This is a genomic window from Kitasatospora fiedleri (assembly GCF_948472415.1).
In the GTDB taxonomy this organism is placed as follows: Bacteria; Actinomycetota; Actinomycetes; order Streptomycetales; family Streptomycetaceae; genus Kitasatospora; species Kitasatospora fiedleri.
The window spans coordinates 4,020,572-4,038,605 of record NZ_OX419519.1 but is presented as its reverse complement, the minus strand read 5'-3'; the positions used below and the strand labels follow the sequence as shown (position 1 = coordinate 4,038,605).

Here is an 18,034-nt window from a genome sequence, read left to right as displayed (position 1 = left end):
CCCTCCTCCGTCGAAGACATCAAGCTGCCCGTTGCCGTCGCTTGCACAGCATGTCAACAGTGACCCCAATTCCCTTGCAACAGCGATCGGTGGCAAGGTGCCGCCCTTACGCTGTCGCGCTGGCCAGATGCCCACGGCTCACCACCGCGAGCAGGGCAGCTCGGGCCCGCCACCCGGCGTTGCGGCAGCATCACCGCCCACCGCGACCACCCACCCACCGCGACCACCCGCGCTCCGAGGCCCGCACAGGCCCGGCAGATACCCGGCCGCGGTACCGGGTCGTGGCACGTAGCGCACTCCGCGTACGAAGGCGCGACAGCGGGCTGCTCAAGGGTGTGCACGGCCGGCATCTTGCGCGTCAGGCGGTTGCGGAGCACGCCGACCGGGGAGTGCACGGTCGCGGGAAGGCCGGGTAGCAGGACCTGGGCCAAGTCGGCCGGAATGCTGCCGCGCTCCAGCCACTGGCGACCATAGGTGCCAGTTCCATTGCCTCGCCGAACTTCCGGCATCCGGTGACGTTGGCGAAGGAGCTGATCACGCTGGACGACGTGTCCGGGGGGCGGTTGACCTTGGGGATCGGGGCCGGCGGGGTCGGGTTCGACGCGACGGCGTTGGGGCAGGAGGCGTGGTCGGCGCGGGAGCGGGCGGACCGGTTCGGGGAGTTCGTGGGGCTGTTGGACGAGTTGCTGCGCGATGACGCGGTGACCCGGGAGGGGACGTACTACTCGGCGGTGGAGGCGCGGAACGTCCCGGGGTGCGTGCAGGTGCCGCGGGTGCCGTTCTACGTGGCGGCGACCGGGCCGCGCGGGCTGCGGCTGGCGGCCGAGTACGGGCAGGGCTGGGTGACGTACGGGGACCCGAAGGGGCCGGCGGAGGTGCCGGTGGAGCAGGCGCCCGGGGTGATCGCGCGGCAGGTGGAGAAGCTGGCGGCGGCGTGCGAGGCGGCCGGGCGGGACGTCGGGGAGCTGGAGAAGGTGCTGCTCCAGGGTTCGACGGCGGAGAAGCCGCTGGAGTCGGTGGACGCGTTCGTCGACTGGGCCGGGACGTACCGGGAGCTGGGCATCACCGAGCTGGTGGTGCACTGGCCGGTGCCGGACTCGATCTTCGCCAACGACCTCGCGATCTTCGAGAAGATCGCCACCGAGGGCCTGGCCCAGCTGGGCTGAGCGGCGGGCGGTCGATCGGGCGGGCGGGTCCGGACCCGTGCGGGTCGCGTTCCCGGGCGGGTCCGGTTGCCGGGCGAGTGCGCGAAGATGGACCGATGACCGCCTTTCCGCGCCCCCGCCTGATCGCCACCGACCTCGACGGCACCCTGCTGTGCTCCGGCGGCACGGTGACCACCCGGACGGCCGCCGCGCTGGCCGCCGCCGAGGCCGCCGGGGTGCAGGTGGTGTTCGTCACCGGGCGGCCGCCGCGCTGGATGCAGCACCTGGGCGCGCACATCGGCGGCCACGGCGTGGCGATCTGCTCCAACGGCGGCGCGGTGGTCGACGTCCGGCGCGGGGAACTGCTGGAGACCTACCCGTTCGACCCAGCCCGGACGCTGTCCGTGACGGACCTGATCCGGGCCGAACTGCCCGGCACCGCCTTCGCGTTCGAGTTCCCGGACGGTTTCGCCCGGGAGCCCGGGTACAACGTGGTGATGTGGGAGTCCGACAAGGAGCACCCGGTCGGCACCGCCGCGGAGCTGCTCGCCGCCGGGCAGGTCGACGGCCTGTTCAAGGTGCTCGGCAAGCACCCCGACCTGGCCCCGGACGAGTTCCTGGACCGGGCCCGGGCCGCGGTCGGCCCGCTCGCCGAGGTCACCCGTTCCAGTCCGATCCCGCTGGTCGAGATCAGCGCCCCGGGCGTCACCAAGGCCAGCAGCCTGGCCCGCTGGTGCGCCCAGCAGGGCATCGAGGCCGCCGAGGTGGTCGCCTTCGGCGACATGCCCAACGACCTGGAGATGCTCGCCTGGGCCGGCCAGTCGTACGCCGTCGCCAACGCCCACCCGCTGGTGCTGGCCGCGGTCGCCCGGCACACCGTCAGCAACGAGCAGGACGGCGTCGCGGCGATCATCGAGACACTGATCTGACCCGTCCCGGAGCGGTCGCGCCCGCAGCGGTCACCCGTCCGGGTCCAGTCCCAGGTCCAGGGTCAGCTCCTCCGCCCGGTCCTCCGCCCGGTCCGGGTCGGGTACCGGGTCCAGGCCCAGCAGGCCCGCCATCGTCCCGGCGGCCCGGACGGCGGCGTCGGCGCAGCAGTTGTTGAACAGGACGTGCACCTCCCGGGTCCGTTCGGCCATCGCGTGCACGCGCTCCACCCAGGGGGCCAGCTCGTCGGGCGTGTAGTCGTGGCGGAAGCGGTCCTCCTTCGAGCCGGTGCCCCAGGCCGGGCTGCGGCCGTGGAGGCGGACCACCGCGAGGTCGGGGGAGGTGACCGGGGCGACCGGCGGGACGGAGGTGGGCAGGCCCTGCGCGGTGTCCACGGCCACGGCGGGCGTGCCCAGCTCGGTCAGTAGGTCGGAGGTGGCGGCGGCCAGCTCCGGCCGCCACCAGTCCGGGTGGCGGAACTCCACCGCTACCGGCCACCCCGCGGTGCGCTCCCGGCAGGCCCGCAGCAGCGCCCGGGACTGCTCGTCCGGGGCCAGCCACGGCGGGAACTGGAAGAGCAGGGTGCCGAGGCGGCCGGCCCGACGCAGCGGTTCGAGGGCGCCGGCGAACCGGGCCCACACCTCGTCCAGCAGCTCCGGGTCGTCCTTCCGGGCCAGGGCCGGCCGCAGGTCGGCGGGCATGGCGGCCGACCGGGTGGGGTGGCCGGTGAGCAGCGAGAACGCCTTCACGTCGAAGCGGAAGCCGGCGGGCGTGCGCTCGACCCACAGCTCGCTGTTGCGGGTGCTGGGCAGCGCGTAGTACGTGGCGTCCACCTCGACCAGCGGGAACCGGGACGCGTAGTGGCGCAGCCTGCCCTCCGCGTCGCGCCGGCCCTTCGGGTACCAGCCGCTGGCCAGCAGCTCCTTGTCCGTCCAGGAACAGGCGCCGACCCGGATCTCTCCCATGGACCGCGCCTTCCCCGTCCGGGCCTGGCCTAACAACCCGGTCCGGGCGGGTCGGCCCGCACTGCCGGGACGGGTCGGGGGCGGGTCAGAGGCGGGCCGTCCAGCGGACCCGGGTGCCCTTGCCGTGCGGGCCGGGCTCGTGCCAGGCGTCGCCGCCGAGGGCCTCGGCGCGGCGGGTGAGGTTGCGCAGGCCGGAGCGGCGGCCGCCGTCGGGGATGCCGACGCCGTCGTCGGTGACGGTGAGCAGGACGCCGGGCGGGCCGGTGCGGGCGGGGGCGGCGGAGATCGGGCGGCCGTCCTCGCCGAGGTGGACGGTGGCGTCCAGTTCGACGGCGACCCGGGAGGCGCGGGCGTGCCGGGCCGTGTTGGAGAGCATCTCGCGCAGGGCGGCCAGGAGTTGGCGGGAGGTCTTCTCGCCGACCAGGCTCTCGACCGGGCCGGTGAAGGTGATGGTGGGCTTGAAGCCGAGCGCCGCCGCGGCCTGGCTGCCCTCGCGCAGCACCCGGGTGCGCAGGGTGTCCGGCCGGTCGTCGGTGTCGCCGTGCTGGAGGGCGTAGATGGTGGTGCGGACCTCCTGGATGGTGGCGTCCAGCTCGTCCACGGCCTGCCCGATCCGCTCCCGCACCTCGGGGACGGCGGCCCGGCGGGCGGCCGACTCCAGCATCATGCCGGTGGCGAAGAGCCGCTGGATGACCAGGTCGTGCAGGTCGCGGGCGATCCGGTCGCGGTCCTGGAAGACCGCCAGCCGCTGCTGGTTGCGCTGGTACTCGGCCAGCCGCAGGGCGAGCGCCGCCTGCGAGGCGAAGGTCTGGGAGAGCTGCCGCTCGGTGTCGGTGAACGGCGGGGTGCCGGCGTCGCGCCACACGCACAGCGCGCCCAGCACCCGGCCCGCGGACACCATCGGCACCGCCATCGACGGCCCGAACTCCCTTGCCAGCCGGTCGAACTGGGTGTCGGAGGCGGTCTGCGGCGAGGTCGCCAGGTCGTCCAGGTAGACCGCCTCGCCGGCCAGCAGCAGGGGTGCGAAGCCGTGCTCGGGCAGCAGTTCGCCGGTCAGGTGGTCGGCCCGTTCGCCGGAGGCGTGCGCCACCCGCATCCGGTCCTCGCCGGCCGGCAGCAGGATCATCCCGAGCGCGCCCTCGGCGAGTTCGCGGACCTGCTCGGCGGCCACCGTCAGCGCGATCTGCGCCTCGTCGGTGGACAGCAGCGAGGTGGTCACCGCCGCCGCGCCGGTGATCCAGCGCTCCCGGCGGCGGCCCTGCTCGTACAGCCGGGAGTTCTCGATCGCCACGCCCGCCGCCGCGCCGAGCGCCAGCACCACCTGCTCGTCCTCGGGGGTGAACGAGCCGCCGCCCTTCTTCTCGGTCAGGTACAGGTTGCCGAACACCTCGCCGCGGACCCGGATCGGCACCCCCAGGAAGGACACCATCGGCGGGTGGTGGTCCGGGAAGCCGACCGAGCGCGGGTCGGTGGACAGGTCGGTCAGCCGCAGCGGACGCGGGTCGTCGATCAGCGCGCCGAGGATGCCCCGGCCGGTCGGCAGGTGGCCGATCTCGGCCGCCGTCCCCTCGTCGACGCCGATGTGGATGAAGTCGGACAGGCCGCTGCCGTGCGGGTTGACCACCCCCATCGCGGCGTACTTCGCGTCCACCAGCTCGGCCGCGCCGGCCGCGATCCGCTGGAGCGTGGCGTGCGGGTCGAGGCCCGCGCCGACCGACACCACCGCCTCCAGCAGCCGCTGCATCCGGTCGGTCACCGCGGCGGCCGACCGGAGCCGCTCCGAGACCTCGGTGACCAGGGTGTCCAGCCCGAGCGAGGAGATCTCGGGGATGCGCGGCCGGCCGCCCGTGGCGGCCGGCTCCTCCGGCGTCTGCATGGGACCAGTGTGCCCGTATGTCATGGTTCGTCCATTTTTTTCGGGGCGGCGGCACCCGGCGCGAACCCGCCGCCCGGTCTCAGGCCGCCACCCGCGCCCCCGGCCGCTCCCCCGCCCGCTCCCGCTCCACCATCGCGGCCAGCCGCCCGCCCGGCCGGTCCGCCAGCTCCGACCAGCGGCCGCGCTCGACCACCCGGCCGGCGTCCAGCACCAGCACCTCGTCGACGCTGTCGTCGTCCAGGCCGGCCAGCCGGTGGGTGATCAGCAGGGTGGTGCGGCCCGCGGTGGCCGCCAGCAGGTCGGCCGTCAGCGCGTCCGCGGTGGCCACGTCCAGGTGTTCGGCGGGCTCGTCCAGCACCAGCACCGGGAAGTCCGCGAGCAGCGCCCGGGCCAGGGCCAGGCGCTGGCGCTGGCCGCCGGACAGCCGCGCGCCGTGCTCGCCGACCATGGTGTCCAGGCCCTCCGGCAGGCCGTCCACCCACGCCAGCAGCCGGGCCTGCGCCAGGGCCGCCCGCAGCGCGGCCTCGTCGGCGTCCGGCCGGGCCAGGCGCAGGTTCTCCCGGACCGAGCTGTCGAAGACGTGCGCGTCCTGCGCGCACAGCCCGACCACCCGGCGGACGTCCTCGCCCGCCAGCTCCCGGGTGTCGGTGCGGCCCGCCAGCAGCACCGCCCCGGCCGACGGCTCGACGAACCGCAGCAGCGCCTGCGCCAGCGTGGTCTTGCCCGACCCGGACGCCCCGACCACCGCGATCCGGCGCCCGGCGGCCAGTTCCAGGTCGACGCCGTGCAGCGCGTCGCGCTCCGCGCCGGGCCAGCGCACCGCCAGACCGCTCACCACGACGGGCAGCGGGGCGTCCGGCAGCGGCCGCGGCGCGTCCGGCTCGCGGACCGGGAGCGGCGCGGCCAGCACCTCCGCCAGCCGCTCCCGGGAGGCCCGGGCCCGCTCCCGGAACCGGACCGCCGTCGGCATCCCCGCCACCGCCTCGAACGCGGCCAGCGGCGTCAGCACCACCACCGCCAGGCACACCCCCGGCAGCGCCCCCGACGCCACCGCGCGCACCCCGACCGCCGACGCCGCCACCACCGTCAGCCCCGACACCAGCGCCACCAGGCCCGCCGAGAGGCCGCTCGCGGCGGCCGAGCGGGCCGCCAGCCGGGTCAGCGCCCGGTCCGCGTCCCGGGCCGCGCCCAGGCGGCGCGGCAGCGCGCCCGCGACGGTCAGCTCGGCGGTGCCGGTCAGGGTGTCCAGCACGGCGGTGGCCAGCTCGCCGCGGGCGGGCGCGTGCCGGCGCTCGGTCCGGCCGGAGATCCGGCGCTCCAGCGCCGGGACGGCCGCACCCGCCAGCAGCAGCCCGAGCGCCAGCACCAGGCCCGCCGCCGGCAGGAACGCGGCCAGGGCCGCCGAGGCACCGAGCGAGACCACGGCGGCGACGGCGGCCGGCAGCCGCCAGCGCAGGTGGAAGTCCTGCACCGCGTCCACGTCCGCGACCAGCCGGGAGAGCAGGTCGCCGCGCCGGAACTGCGGCAGCCCGGCCGGGGCCAGCCGCTCCAGTCGGCGGTAGACGGCCGTCCGCACCCCGCCGAGCGCCTTCAGCACCGCGTCGTGCGCGACCAGCCGCTCGGCGTACCGGAACACGCTCCGCCCGATCCCGAACGCCCGCACCGAGGTCACCGCGACCATCAGGTACAGCACCGGCGGCAGTTGCGAGGCCCGCGAGATCAGCCAGCCGGACGTCCCCATCAGCGCGACGGCGCAGCCCAGCGCGAGCGCGCCCAGCAGGACGGCGAGCCAGAACCGGGGGACGCGGGTGGCGGCGGTCGGACCGGGCTCCGACGCGGCCTCCGCCCCGTGGTCCGCGCCCTGCCGGGCGGGCGCCCCTTCGAGCGGCAGGCCGCTCCGGTGCCGGAGGACTCCGCCTCCCGCTTCGCGCACCTCCGCGCGCCCCCGGCCCGGCGCCGGCGGAACGGCGTCCGGGCCCGGGAGGTGGACGTGGTGGTCGGCGAGGGCGATCAGGGCGGGGCGGTGGGTGACGAGCAGGACGGTGCGGTCGAGGGCGCGGAGGGTGTCGAGCAGGGCGGCCTCGGTGACCGGGTCGAGGTGGGCGGTGGGTTCGTCGAGGATCAGGACGGGCCGGTCGGCGAGCAGGGCGCGGGCCAGGGCGAGGCGCTGGCGCTGGCCGGCGGAGAGGCCGTGGCCGTTCTCGGCGAGCCGGGTGCCGGGGGCGGCGAAGTCGACGTGCGCGGCGGCGAGGGCGGCGGCGAGCCGGTCGTCGGTGGCGTCGGGGCGGGCGAGGCGGACGTTCTCGGCGACCGTCCCGGCGAACAGCTGCGGGTGCTGGGGGACCCAGGCGACCTGGGCGTGCCAGCTCGCGGGGTCGGTCTCGGCGAGGTCCTGGCCGCCGATCAGGACCCGGCCGGCGTCGGGGCGGACGAAGCCGAGCAGGGCGTGCACCAGGGTGGTCTTGCCGGCGCCGCTCGGGCCGGTGAGGACGGTGGTGCGCCCGGCCGGGACGGTCAGCGAGAGGCCGGTGAGGGTGTCGCCGCCGCGGCCGGGGTGGCGCACCGTCAGGTGCTCGACCCGCAGGTCGGCGGGGGCCGGGGCGGGGCGGGTGCCGTCGGCCGGCCGCGGGGTCTCCAGCACCTCGAAGATCCGTCCGGCGGCGGCCAGGCCCTCCGCGCTGGAGTGGTAGAGGGCGCCGACCTGGCGGATCGGCAGGTAGACCTCGGGGGCGAGGACCAGCACCAGCAGGCCGGTCTCCAGGTCGAGGGTGCCGTCGACCAGCCGGAAGCCGATCGAGACGGCGACCAGGGCGACCGAGAGGGTGGAGAGCAGTTCCAGCGCGAAGGAGGAGACGAAGGCCAGCCGCAGGGTGCGCAGGGTGGCCCGCCGGTAGTCCTCGGTGATCCGGCCGATCGCCCGGGCCTGGGCGCGGGCCCGGCCGAAGACCTTCAGGGTGGGCAGTCCGGCGACCACGTCGAGGAAGTGGTGGGAGAGCCGGGCGAGTCCGGCGAACTGGCGGTCGGTGCGGGCCTGGGTGGCGTGGCCGATCAGGATCATGAAGAGCGGGATCAGCGGCAGCGTGCCGCAGACGATCGCCGCGGACTCCCAGTCGGCGCCGAGGACGCGGGCCAGCACGACCAGCGGGACGACCACGGCGAGCGCCAACTGCGGGAGGTAGCGGGCGAAGTAGTCGTCGAGGGCGTCGACGCCGCGGGTGGCGAGGGTGGTCAGGTCGCCGGTGCGGCGGCCGGCGAGGTAGCCGGGGCCGAGCGCGGTGGCGTGGTCGAGCAGTCGGCGGCGCAGGGTGGACTTGACGGCGGCCACCGAGCGGTGGGCGGTCAGTTCGGTGAGCCAGGCGACCAGCGCCCGGCCGAGCGAGACCGCCGCCAGGCCGAGCAGCGGCCCCCACAGCGGGGCGCGGCCGTGCTGGAAGGACCCGACCACCAGGGTGGCGATCAGCCCGGCCTGGGCCACCAGCAGGGCCGCGCCCGCCCCGCCGAGCAGGACGGTTCCGGCGAGGAAGGCGCGGGTGGTGCGGGCGTGCGCCAGCAGCCGGGGGTCGATCGGGCGCATCCGCTGCTGGCGGTCCATGGGTTCGGCTCCTGCGGTCAGTGGTGCGCGGCGGCGGGGATGTGCTGGACGCCGATCCGGCGGCGGAACACCCAGTACGTCCAGCCCTGGTAGAGCAGCACGAGCGGGGTGAAGACCACGGCGACGACCGTCATCACCTTGAGCGTGTAGGGCGAGGAGGAGGCGTTGGTGACGGTCAGCGACCAGGCGCCGTCCAGGGTGGAGGGCATCACGTCGGGGAACAGCGCCAGGAAGAGCATCCCGACGGCGGCCACGACGGTCAGGCCGCTGAGCGTGAACGCCCAGCCCTCGCGGGCCAGCCGGTTGGCGCCGAGCGCGCCGAGCAGGGCGAGCACGGCGACCACCAGCGCGGCCAGGCTCCAGCCGTTGCCGGAGTGCTGCTGCGTCCAGACCAGGAAGACCGCGGCGAGCACGGCGGTGGCCAGGCCGAGGCCGGTGGCCTGGGCGCGGGCCCGGACCCGGATGTCGCCGCTGGTCTTGAGCGAGGCGAACACCGCGCCGTGGAAGGTGAACAGCACCAGGGTGGTGAGGCCGCCGAGCAGGGCGTACGGGTTGAGCAGGTCCCAGAGCGTGCCGACGTAGTTCTTGTCCCGGTCGATGTCGACGCCGTGCACGATGTTGGCGAAGGCGACGCCCCACAGGAAGGCGGGCAGCAGCGAGGTCCAGAAGATCGCCAGTTCCCAGTTGCGCTGCCAGCGGGCGTCTTCGCGCTTGGCCCGGTACTCGAAGGCGACGCCGCGGACGATCAGGCAGACCAGGATCAGCAGCAGCGGGATGAAGAAGCCGCTGAACAGGGTGGCGTACCAGTCGGGGAAGGCCGCGAAGGTGGCGCCGCCCGCGGTCAGCAGCCACACCTCGTTGCCGTCCCAGACCGGGCCGATGGTGTTGATCAGGACCCGGCGCTCGGTGGTGTCCCGGGCCAGCAGCCTGGTCAGGACGCCGATCCCGAAGTCGAAGCCCTCCAGGAAGAAGTAGCCGATCCACAGGACGGCGATCAGGATGAACCAGAGGTCGTGCAGGTGCATGTGATCCGTCCTCAGTACGCGAAGGCGAGGGGCCGGTCGGCGTCCTCGTCGTCGGAGGGGCCGCGCAGCGTCGGGTCCTTGGCGGGCGGCTGCTCGGCCGTGTTCGGCCCGGCGGCGGCGTACTTGGCGAGCAGCCTGACCTCGATGACGGCGAGCACCGCGTACAGCACGGTGAGGGTGGTCAGGCCGACCAGCTGGGTGCCGACGGTGACGTTGGGGGAGACCGCGTCGCGGGTGCGCATCAGGCCGAACACCACCCAGGGCTGGCGGCCCATCTCGGTGAAGATCCAGCCGAAGCTGTTGGCGAGCAGCGGGAAGCCCATGGTGAGGATGCCGATCCGCCAGCTCCACCGGGTGAAGAAGACGCTCATCTCGCGGTTCCTGGTGAGCATCAGCTTGGGCGGCTCGTCCTCGCCGGTGCGGTGCTCGGGGGCGAGCCAGAACCTCCGGCGGGTGGTCCAGAGGCCGATCAGCGCGGCGACGAAGGACGTCATGCCGAAGCCGATCATCAGCCGGAAGCCCCAGTAGGTGACGAAGATGTTGGGGATGTAGTCGTCCGGCTGCCCGCCGTACCGGGCGGCCTCGGCGGCGGCGGTGTCGTTGATGCCGGGCACCGGGGAGGAGAAGTCGTTGTGGGCGAGGAAGGACAGTATCCCGGGGATCTCCAGCTCGACCGAGTTGTGCCCCTGCGAGACGTCGCCGACCGCGAACACCGAGAACGGGGCGGGCGCCTGGGTGTCCCACAGGGCCTCGGCGGCGGCCATCTTCATCGGCTGCTGCTCGAACATCACCTTGCCGAGGGTGTCGCCGCTGATCGCGGTGCCCAGGCCGGCGACCACCGCGATGGCCAGGCCGACCCGCAGCGAGGTGCGCATCGCGGCGGTCTTGCGGCCGTCGGGCTGCTTGCCGCGCTTGGCCCGCCACAGGTGGTGGCTGGCGATGCCGACCACGAAGGCGGCGCCGGTGAGGAAGGAGGCGGTGAGGGTGTGGAAGACCTGCACCACGGTGGTGTTCTGGGTCAGCACCCGGACGATGTCGGTGAGCTGGGCCTTGCCGGTGGCCGGGTCGATCTTGTAGCCGACCGGGTGCTGCATCCAGGAGTTGGCGGCCAGGATGAAGTAGGCGGACAGCGCGGTGCCGATCGCCACCAGCCAGATGCAGGCCAGGTGGATCTTCTTCGGGAGCCGGTCCCAGCCGAAGATCCACAGGCCGATGAAGGTGGACTCGAAGAAGAAGGCGATCAGCGCCTCCATCGCCAGCGGGGCGCCGAACACGTCGCCGACGAAGCGGGAGTAGTCGGACCAGTTCATGCCGAACTGGAACTCCTGGACGATGCCGGTGACCACGCCCATGGCGATGTTGATCAGGAAGAGCTTGCCCCAGAACTTGGTGGCGTGGAAGTACTTCTCCTTGCCGGTGCGGACCCAGGCGGTCTGCAGACCGGCCACGATCGAGGCCAGGCTGATGGTGAGCGGCACGAAGAGGAAGTGGTAGACGGTGGTGATGCCGAACTGCCATCGCGAGATGGTCTCGTGAGCGACTGCTAGGTCCACTGCGCCCTCTCTCGGGGTGTGCACATAACGGACGGAAGGCATATTTGCACCCGGGCGCACCATACCCACCCAAGCTTGTCCGCTTGTGAACGTGAACACGTTCACAAGGGAAGTATCCATGATGCTTATCGGTGCGGAAGCACGGGGGTGGAGTGTTCTCGGACACGCCGATGATCCGGGGTCCGGCCGACCCCCCACAAGCAGCGTCCGGGCAGCCCGGGTGTACCGAACGGCGCTTGACACCGCCCGCCCTGACCGGGCGTCAGCTCGCCGCCCGACCTCGGCGCGGCCCGGGTCCCAGCGGCACGGACCTCGGCGGCACGGACCTCGGCGGCCCGGGCCTCAGCGCTGCAGCGGCAGCGAGAGCCGGAAGACCGCGCCCTCGCCCGGCGCGGTGCGCAGGGTCAGCTCGCCGCCGTGCGCCGACACCAGGGCGCTGGCGATCGCCAGGCCCAGGCCCGATCCCCCGGCCTCGCCGGCCCGGCGGGTGCGCGCCGCGTCCGCCCGGTAGAAGCGCTCGAAGACCAGGGCGGCCTGCTCCTCGGTCAGGCCCGGACCCCGGTCGGCGACCTCCAGCAGGCAGGCGCCCTCGGCCCGGCCCACCCCGATCCGCACCGCGGTGCCGGACGGGGTGTGCTTGGCCGCGTTGCCCACCAGGTTGGTCACCACCTGGCGCAGCCGGGCCTCGTCGCCCAGCACCGGCGCGGGCTGCGGGGCGCCCTGGCCGTTCGGGCCGGTCAGCGCGACCGGGCGGCCCGGGTCCAGCGCGGTCAGGTCGTGCAGGGCGTCGGCGGCCAGCGTGCGCAGGTCCATCGGGGCCAGGTTGAGCGGGCGCTCCTCGTCCAGGCGGGCCAGCATCAGCAGGTCCTCGACCAGCGCGCCCAGCCGCACCGCCTCCGACTCGATCCGGTCCATCGCCCGGTCCACGTCCTGCAGCGCGCCCATCCGGTGCAGTTCGGCGAAGCCGCGGATGCCGGCCAGCGGGGTGCGCAGCTCGTGCGAGGCGTCCGCGACGAAGCGGCGCATCCGCTGCTCCGAGGCGGCCCGGGCGGCGAACGCCGTCTCGATGTGGGTGAGCATCCCGTTCAGCGCGGCGGACAGCCGGCCCGCCTCGGTGCGCACCGGCAGGTCCGGCATCCGGTACGACAGGTCGCCGTCGGCGATCCGCTGGGCGCCCGCCTCCAGTTGGCGCAGCGGGCGCAGCCCGGCCCGGACCGCGAGCGCGCCGAGCCCGGCCAGGCCGGCCAGCACCGCGGCGCCGATGGTCAGGAAGGTGGTGCGCAGGTGCGAGATGGTGGACTGGACGTCCGCCAGCGGCACCGCGACCTGCACGTACTTGGGGGCGGCCAGGTCGGTGCCGGAGGCGCGTTGCAGCGGCAGCACCATCGAGCGCCACTCGCCGGCCTTCGGCCCGGAGGCGGTGAACGGCTCGTCCAGCCGGTCGGTCAGCCCCGTGCGGTCCAGCGCGGGCAGCTGCGGGGCCGGGTCGGAGTCGCTCAGCGGCTGCCGGATCACCGACAGCACCGAGCCGTCCTCGGCCAGGTAGCGCACCACGTACTCGCTGGGCAGGCTCTGTCCGGAGCGGCGGCCGGCGGTCTGCGTGCTGCTGAACACCGAGGCGGTGGTCTGTCGGCTCGGCGGGCGGCGGGAGAGCGGTTCGGCGAACCGGTCGAGCTGCTCGTCGGCCCGGTCCACCAGCTGCCCGCGGACGGTGCCCAGCACCAGGGTGTCGCTCACCACCAGGCCGGTGGTGACCAGGAGCAGCGCGAGCACCAGCAGGCGCACGCGCAGCGAGAAGCGGGCCACCTCAGCTGTTCGGCGGGCGGCGCAGCGCGTAGCCGATGCCGCGCACCGTGTGGATCAGCTTGGGGCCGTGCACCGGGCCGGAGTCGAGCTTGCGGCGCAGGTAGGAGATGTACGACTCGACGATGGACAGGTCGCCGCCGAAGTCGTAGGCCCACACGTGGTCGAGGATCTGCGCCTTGGAGACCACCCGGCCGACGTTGGCCATCAGGTAGTGCAGCAGCTTGAACTCGGTGGGCGAGAGCGAGACCGGGACGCCGCCGCGGGTCACCTCGTGCGCGGTCGGGTCCAGGGTGAGGTCGGCCACCACCAGGCGGCCGTCGTCGGCCGGGCCGCCGGCCCGGCGCAGGATCGCCCGGATCCGGGCGATCAGCTCCTCCAGGCTGAACGGCTTGGTGACGTAGTCGTCGGCGCCGACCGCCAGGCCCTGCACCTTGTCGCCGGTGCCGTCCTTGGCGGTCAGGAACAGCACCGGGACGTGCTCGGGGCTCTGCGGCCACTGGGTCTGGTCGCGCAGCCGCTGCACCACGGTGAAGCCGTCCAGGTCGGGCAGCATCACGTCCAGGACGACCAGGTCGGGGCGCTCGGCGGCGACCGCGTCCAGGGCCTCCTGGCCGGTGGCGGCGGAGGCCACCCGGAAGCCGGAGAACCGCAGGCTGGCCGAGAGCAGCTCGCGGATGTTCGGCTCGTCGTCGACCACCAGCAGGAACGGCTCGCCGCCGACCTGGGTCGCCGCGGCCGGGTTCGACTGCACTGCGCCTGACACGATTGCTCCGCCTCCCGGCCGGACGAATGGGCCACCCCGGACACCACGGGGCCTGTCCGCGGTGCCCGCCGGGGTTCGACCGAACGGACACCGTCAGACAGACCCTAGCCCGGCCAGGCTACGCAAAGTGAATGAAGATTGGATTAGTCATCCGCTCGTGCCCGAACCGGTACCGGACCCTCCGCCGTTGCCACCGCCGGTGGCCGTGCCGTTACCGCCGCCCCGGGCGCCGCCGAAGCCGCCGAAGCCGCCCGCCGCGTTGCCCTCGGTGAGCTGGGTGGCGTTGTAGGAGCCGTCGTCGGCCTTGCTGCCGGTCACGGTGACGGTCTGGCCGGGCTGGAGGTCGCCGACCTTGCCCTCCTTGGTGGTGGTGACCTTGGTGGAGTCCTGGGTGGTGACCTTGACGGTGGTGCCGTTGGCCTCGGTCAGGTAGACGGTGTTGCCGTCCACCGACTTCACGGTGCCGCGGGTGAAGCCGGCCGCCGCGCCGCCGGGGAACTGGCCGGCGCCGCCGGCCTGGCCGTTCTGGCCGCCGCCGTACCCGCCGCCGTAGCCGCCGCGGCCGGTGCCGCCGCCGGGGAAGCGCTCGTTCGAGGCGCCCGCCCGGTTGGCGGCGGTGCCGCCGCCGGTGCCGCTGTCCTTCTGGTACCAGACGCCGCCCGCGAAGGAGAGCACCGCGATGACGCAGCCGGCCAGCGCCAGGGTCGGCCAGGGGAGCTTGCGGCGCGGTGGCGCGGCCAGCTCGGCGGTGATGTCGCGGGCGTCCGGCGCGGTGGCCAGCAGCTCCTGGTCGTCAGACATGGGGAGTCTCCTTCTTGCTCGTGCCGGAGGGCTTATTCGTGCCGGAGGGCGTCGATCGGGCGCAGCGAGGCGGCCCGGTTGGCGGGGTAGCTGCCGAAGAACAGTCCGATGGCGACGGCGATGCCGAACGCGCCGAACACCGACTCGGGGATCACCACCGGCTTGATGCCGACCACCGAGAAGTGCGAGCCGATGATCCCGGCCAGCACGCCGAGCCCGGCGCCGATCACCGACAGCAGGGTCGACTCGGCGAGGAACTGGCCGAGGATGACCGCCCGGGGCGCGCCGAGCGCCTTGCGGATGCCGATCTCCTTGGTCCGCTCGGTGACCGTCACCAGCATGATGTTGGTGATGCCGATGCCGCCGACCAGCAGCGAGATCGCGGCGACCGCGCCGAGCAGGACGGTGAAGGTCTTGCCGGTGGACTCGCGGGCGCTCAGCAGCGAGGTCTGGTTGCTGATCCGGAAGTCGACCTTGGTGGCGTCCTTGATGGCGTGGGTGCCCATCAGGATGCGGGTGATGTCGGACTGCGCCTCGGTGGTGGCCTCGGCGGAGCCGGCCTGCACCAGGATCTGGTTGACCGAGCCGAAGCCGGTGAACGCGTTCTGCACGGTCGGCAGCGGGGCGACCACCACGTCGTCGGGGTCGTTGAAGCCGCTGGAGCCCTTGGTGGCGAGCACGCCGACCACGGTGAACGGGGTGCCGCCGATGGTGATCCTCTTGCCGACCGGGTCCTCGTTCGCGAACAGCTCCTTGGCGGTGGTCGAGCCGAGCACCGCGACCTTGCGGGAGTTCAGCACGTCGTCGGCGGAGAAGTAGTCGCCCTTGTCGACCTTCAGGTTGGAGGTCTCGAAGTAGGCGGGGTAGGTGCCGACGATCTGCCCGGGCTGGTACGAGACGTTCCCGTACAGCGCGGTGCCGCTGGTGGTGACCACCGGGGCGACCGACTTGATGGACGGGGCGTCGGTGGCCGAGGCGAGCGCCTTGGCGTCGTCCACGGTGAGCTTCTTGGCCGCGGTCGCCGCGCCGCGCGAGGCGGAGGAGGAGACGGTCAGCGAGTTGGTGCCGAGCGAGGTGATCGAGTCCTTGACCGCCGCCGAGGAGCCGTTGCCGACCGCGAGCAGCAGGATCACCGAGGCCACGCCGATCAGCACGCCGAGCATGGTCAGCGCGGAGCGGACCTTGTTGGCGGCCAGGCCGGCCACCGCGAAGCGGAGCATCTGCCAGGCGATCACGCGACCACCCCCGCGGCGGCGACGGCCAGCGCGGGCGGCGGCCCGTCGACCGGGGCCTGCCGGACGTCGGAGACGATCGCCCCGTCGACCAGCCGGACCACCCGCTTGGCGTGCAGCGCCACCTCGTCCTCGTGGGTGATCACCACCACGGTGCGGCCGAGCGCGTTGAGTCCGTCGATGATGCCCAGCACCTCCTCGGTGGAGCGGCTGTCGAGGTTGCCGGTGGGCTCGTCGGCCAGCAGCATCGCGGGCGCGGTGACCAGCGCCCGGGCCACCGCGACGCGCTGCTGCTGGCCGCCGGAGAGCTGGTTGGGCTTGTGCCCGGCCCGCTCGGCCAGGCCGACCAGGTTGAGCGCGGCCATCGCCCGGCGGCGCCGCTCGGCGGCCCGGACGCCCGCGTAGGCCAGCGGCAGCTCGACCTGGGCCAGCGCGGTGGTGCGGGGCACCAGGTTGAACGACTGGAACACGAAGCCGATCTTGCGGTTGCGGACCAGCGAGAGCTGGCCCTCGTCGAGGTGGCCGACGTCGGTGCCGTCCAGCAGGTAGCGGCCGGAGCTGGGCACGTCCAGGCAGCCGAGGATGTTCATCAGGGTCGACTTGCCGGAGCCGGAGGAGCCCATCACCGCGACGTAGTCGCCCTCCGCGATGTCCAGGTCGACGCCGAGCGGCTCGCCGCCGCCGGTCATCGGCCCGCGCAGGGCGTGCACGACGGCGTCGCCGTGGCCGTACGACTTGGTGACCCGGCGGATCTGGATCACCGGGGGCTTGGCGGTGCGCATCAGCGGGTGCCTCCGGCGCCGCCGCGGGTGCCGCCGCCGAAGCCGCCCGTGCCACCGCCGCCGCCGAAGCCGCCCGCGCCGCTGCCCAGGCCGGGGAACTGGCCGGACGGGAAGCCGTTGCCGGTGCCCGCGGTGGTGGAGGTCAGCTCGACCTTCTCGCCCTCGGTCAGGCCCTCGGTGACCTGCACGGTGCTGTCGCCCTCGATGCCGACGGCGACCTGCACCCGCTCGGTGCTGCCGTCGTCGTGCACCACGGTCGCGGTGCGGCTGCTGCCGGTGCCCTGGAGGGCCGCGGTGGGCACCGACAGGGCGTCCTCGGCGGAGCCGGTGGTCACCGAGATGGTGGCGCTCAGGCCGGTGCGCAGGGTCGAGGTGTCGCCGCCGATCTGGAGCGTCGCGCCGTACTGCACGGCGCCGTTGGTGGAGCTGGAGGGGAGCGAGCTGACCGACAGGACGGTGGCGTCCAGCTTGGTGTCGGACTGCGCGTTCAGGGTGACGGTCGCCGCCTGGCCCTTCTTCAGCTTGAGCGAGTCCAGCTCGGAGAAGTTCGCGGTGACCTCCATCCCGGTCGGGTTGGTCAGCACGATGAAGCCGGACGGGGTGCTGCCCGAACTGCCGCTGCCGGTGGAGGTCTTGGCGCCGGACGAGGAGCCGGCGGAGGAGCCGCCCGAGGAGCTCGACGCGCCCGAGGAGCCGGTGCCGGAGACGGTGTCGCCGACCTTGCCGGAGATCGAGGCGACGGTGCCGTCGGTGGTCGCGGTGAGCGTGGTGCCGGCCAGCGCGTCCTTGGCGTTGGTGAGCGTCGCCTCGGCGTTGTCGACCTGCTGCTGGGCGGAGGCCACCTGCGCCTGGTCGACCTTGACGGTGGTCGTGGTGGTCGGCTGCGGGGCGCTCTGGGTGCTCGCGCCGGAGCCGCCCGAGCCACTGGAGCCGCCCGAGCCGGTGCTGCGGCCGGAGTTCGAGGAGCCGGCCACCGTGGTGGTGACCGTCTCGCCCGCCTCGGCCTTGGTCAGGTTGGCCTCCGCCGTGTTGAGCGCGGCCTGCGCCTGGTCGACCTGCTGCTGGGCGGCGGCGGTGTCGACGGTGGCGAGCACCTGGCCCTTCTTCACCGCGTCGCCGACCGCGACCTTCACCGCGGTGAGCTTGCCGCCGGTGGTGAAGTCCTGCCCGGCGTCGGACGGCGAGAACAGCGTGCCCGATCCGGACACGGTGGCCTGGACCGTTCCCTTGCTGACCGTGGCGGTCCTGACCTTGGAACTGGTGGCGGCCTTGCTGGTGCCGCTGTCCAGGTTGACGTACGCCAGGGCGACCCCGCCGAGCAGGGCCACGCCGAGCGCGGAATTGACGAGGACGGCCCCACGCCGTCGCGGAAGCACCTTCATGGCGCAGAAGCATCGTCGGGTGCTCTTGCGCCGCCCTGTGCGAATCCTGGGAGCGGGCTGGGTGCGGCGATCCGGACAAACGCCCCCACACCTCCCGCCCGGGGGCCGGTGCCCTACCCGACGGCCCCCAGCTCTTGACCGGACTCCCGGCGAGCTCCCAGCAAAGTCCCGTCAGTGCTTCACGC

Annotated in this window: 12 protein-coding genes and 1 pseudogene; 2 read left to right on the top strand and 11 right to left on the bottom strand. The window is 74.0% G+C overall.

Going from position 1 to position 18,034, the window contains the following annotated elements; genetic code table 11:
- Nucleotides 1-485 precede the first annotated feature (485 nt).
- A pseudogene (locus QMQ26_RS18660) lies at nt 486-1,166 on the top strand (LLM class flavin-dependent oxidoreductase); the annotation flags it as partial.
- 95 nt (nt 1,167-1,261) lie between these two features.
- Nucleotides 1,262-2,074 carry an HAD family hydrolase gene (locus QMQ26_RS18655; protein ID WP_100837152.1) on the top strand — a complete coding sequence of 271 codons (813 nt, stop codon included), beginning with the start codon at nt 1,262-1,264 and terminating at the stop codon, nt 2,072-2,074.
- Nucleotides 2,075-2,104: 30 nt separating this feature from the next.
- Here QMQ26_RS18655 and QMQ26_RS18650 read toward each other — a convergent pair whose 3' ends face one another.
- The 11 genes from QMQ26_RS18650 to QMQ26_RS18600 form a co-directional block, all read right to left on the bottom strand.
- On the bottom strand, nt 2,105-3,037 hold the full coding sequence (locus QMQ26_RS18650) for a DUF72 domain-containing protein (RefSeq protein ID WP_282202042.1): 933 nt from the start codon (nt 3,035-3,037) through the stop codon (nt 2,105-2,107).
- 85 nt (nt 3,038-3,122) lie between these two features.
- Nucleotides 3,123-4,913, bottom strand: coding sequence for a sensor histidine kinase (locus QMQ26_RS18645; protein WP_282202041.1), 1,791 nt, complete (start codon nt 4,911-4,913; stop codon nt 3,123-3,125).
- 79 nt (nt 4,914-4,992) lie between these two features.
- On the bottom strand, nt 4,993-8,487 hold the full coding sequence (gene cydD / locus QMQ26_RS18640) for a thiol reductant ABC exporter subunit CydD (protein WP_282206560.1): 3,495 nt from the start codon (nt 8,485-8,487) through the stop codon (nt 4,993-4,995).
- Between the two features lie 35 nt (nt 8,488-8,522).
- Nucleotides 8,523-9,530, bottom strand: a complete 1,008-nt coding sequence (gene cydB, locus QMQ26_RS18635; RefSeq protein WP_100837155.1) for a cytochrome d ubiquinol oxidase subunit II — start codon at nt 9,528-9,530, stop codon at nt 8,523-8,525.
- 11 nt (nt 9,531-9,541) lie between these two features.
- A complete protein-coding gene (locus QMQ26_RS18630) occupies nt 9,542-11,083 on the bottom strand; it encodes a cytochrome ubiquinol oxidase subunit I (RefSeq protein WP_282202040.1) in 1,542 nt (513 codons plus the stop codon).
- Between the two features lie 342 nt (nt 11,084-11,425).
- The gene (locus QMQ26_RS18625) at nt 11,426-12,889 is read right to left on the bottom strand and encodes a sensor histidine kinase (protein WP_282202039.1); all 1,464 of its coding nucleotides are present in this window, start codon (nt 12,887-12,889) and stop codon (nt 11,426-11,428) included.
- A 1-nt stretch (nt 12,890) separates the two neighbouring features.
- Nucleotides 12,891-13,652 (bottom strand): response regulator transcription factor, encoded by a 762-nt coding sequence (locus tag QMQ26_RS18620; RefSeq protein WP_282202038.1) that lies wholly within the window; start codon nt 13,650-13,652, stop codon nt 12,891-12,893.
- Nucleotides 13,653-13,799: 147 nt separating this feature from the next.
- Nucleotides 13,800-14,453, bottom strand: a complete 654-nt coding sequence (locus QMQ26_RS18615; protein WP_282202037.1) for a DUF5666 domain-containing protein — start codon at nt 14,451-14,453, stop codon at nt 13,800-13,802.
- A 32-nt stretch (nt 14,454-14,485) separates the two neighbouring features.
- Nucleotides 14,486-15,688 carry an ABC transporter permease gene (locus tag QMQ26_RS18610; protein WP_282202036.1) on the bottom strand — a complete coding sequence of 401 codons (1,203 nt, stop codon included), beginning with the start codon at nt 15,686-15,688 and terminating at the stop codon, nt 14,486-14,488.
- Nucleotides 15,685-16,467: an ABC transporter ATP-binding protein gene (locus QMQ26_RS18605; RefSeq protein ID WP_100837160.1), complete on the bottom strand. Its 783-nt coding sequence runs from the start codon at nt 16,465-16,467 to the stop codon at nt 15,685-15,687. Before QMQ26_RS18605 ends, QMQ26_RS18610 begins: the two co-directional genes overlap by 4 nt.
- Nucleotides 16,467-17,849, bottom strand: coding sequence for an efflux RND transporter periplasmic adaptor subunit (locus tag QMQ26_RS18600; protein WP_282202035.1), 1,383 nt, complete (start codon nt 17,847-17,849; stop codon nt 16,467-16,469). The genes QMQ26_RS18605 and QMQ26_RS18600 overlap by 1 nt, the downstream gene beginning before the upstream one ends.
- Nucleotides 17,850-18,034: the final 185 nt, after the last annotated feature.

Bases quoted from the DNA above. Each gene is read 5' to 3' on its own strand.
- QMQ26_RS18600 (WP_282202035.1), bottom strand. From the start codon at position 17,849: ATGAAGGTGCTTCCGCGACGGCGTGGGGCCGTCCTCGTCAATTCCGCG.
- cydD (WP_282206560.1), bottom strand. From the start codon at position 8,487: ATGCGCCCGATCGACCCCCGGCTGCTGGCGCACGCCCGCACCACCCGC.
- cydB (WP_100837155.1), bottom strand. From the start codon at position 9,530: ATGCACCTGCACGACCTCTGGTTCATCCTGATCGCCGTCCTGTGGATC.
- QMQ26_RS18655 (WP_100837152.1), top strand. From the start codon at position 1,262: ATGACCGCCTTTCCGCGCCCCCGCCTGATCGCCACCGACCTCGACGGC.
- QMQ26_RS18650 (WP_282202042.1), bottom strand. From the start codon at position 3,037: ATGGGAGAGATCCGGGTCGGCGCCTGTTCCTGGACGGACAAGGAGCTG.
- QMQ26_RS18645 (WP_282202041.1), bottom strand. From the start codon at position 4,913: ATGCAGACGCCGGAGGAGCCGGCCGCCACGGGCGGCCGGCCGCGCATC.
- QMQ26_RS18615 (WP_282202037.1), bottom strand. From the start codon at position 14,453: ATGTCTGACGACCAGGAGCTGCTGGCCACCGCGCCGGACGCCCGCGAC.
- QMQ26_RS18605 (WP_100837160.1), bottom strand. From the start codon at position 16,467: ATGCGCACCGCCAAGCCCCCGGTGATCCAGATCCGCCGGGTCACCAAG.